The sequence below is a fragment of the Pseudomonas sp. NPDC087598 genome (genome assembly GCF_044743525.1).
Classification (GTDB): Bacteria; Pseudomonadota; Gammaproteobacteria; order Pseudomonadales; family Pseudomonadaceae; genus Aquipseudomonas.
Window position 1 is genome coordinate 1 of sequence record NZ_JBIUWQ010000160.1, and the last position, 1,183, is coordinate 1,183.

The following is a 1,183-nucleotide window of genomic DNA, read 5'->3' on the forward strand; positions in this document are numbered from 1 at the left end:
TGGTGAAGCCTTCATCTACCAGCACCTGTGCCAGGTCGTCGTCGACTTCCAGCTCGTCGATGAAGTTGCGCAGGATGTCGCCGGTTTCTGCTTGCTGCTTAGCCTGGATGTCCGATTCGGTCATCACGTTCAGGGTCCAGCCAGTCAACTGGCTCGCCAGACGCACGTTCTGACCACCACGACCGATGGCCTGAGCCAGATTGTCTGCGCCAACGGCGATGTCCATTGCATGGGCATCTTCGTCAACGATAATTGCCGCAACCTCGGCCGGGGACATGGCGTTGATCACGAACTGAGCCGGGTTGTCATCCCAAAGGACGATATCTACACGCTCACCACCCAACTCACCCGACACTGCCTGGACGCGCGAACCGCGCATACCGATGCAAGCGCCCTGCGGGTCGATGCGTTTGTCCTTGGAGCGGACGGCGATCTTGGCGCGCGAACCCGGATCACGGGACGCAGCCATTACTTCGATCAGACCTTCGGCAATTTCCGGCACTTCGATGCGGAACAGCTCGATCAGCATTTCCGGCGCGGTACGCGACAGGATCAGCTGCGGGCCGCGGTTCTCGGTGCGGATTTCCTTGAGCAGCGCACGCAGACGCACGCCGACACGGAAGGTTTCGCGAGAGATGATGTCTTCACGGGCCAGCAACGCTTCAGCGTTGTTACCCAGATCGACGATCACGTTGTCGCGGGTGACTTTTTTCACGGTGCCGGAGATGATTTCTCCCAGGCGCTCGCGATAAGCGTCGACCACTTGAGCGCGCTCGGCTTCACGCACTTTCTGCACGATGACTTGCTTGGCAGTCTGTGCAGCAATGCGGCCGAACTCGATGGATTCGATTTTTTCTTCAACGACGTCGCCAACCTTGGCACCAGGATGCGTTTCGGCAACTTTGGTAGGCCAGGTTTCGATGGCCGGATCGTCGAGATCGTTCTCTTCGACGACCGTCCAGCGACGGAAGGTTTCGTAAGAACCGGTGTGGCGGTTAATTTCCACACGCAGGTCAACTTCGTCTTCAAAACGCTTTTTGGTAGCAGTGGCCAGAGCCAGCTCCAGCGCGTCAAAAATTAAGCATTCCGGTATCCAAAGTCAATGGCCGACCGGCAAGCGGAATTTTTTAAGCGCGGGTGCTGGCTGTGGCCCCCGGTACCAAAAATAGGGTTGTAGACGTCT

The 1,183-nt window shown here is 57.8% G+C and carries 1 protein-coding gene; it reads right to left on the bottom strand.

What is annotated here, in order from left to right; translation table 11 throughout:
* Positions 1 to 1,093, bottom strand: a 1,093-nt coding sequence (nusA, locus tag ACIOWE_RS30250; RefSeq protein WP_401398636.1) for a transcription termination factor NusA, incomplete at its 3' end; no start/stop codon positions are given.
* Between the last annotated feature and the right edge of the window lie 90 nt (positions 1,094 to 1,183).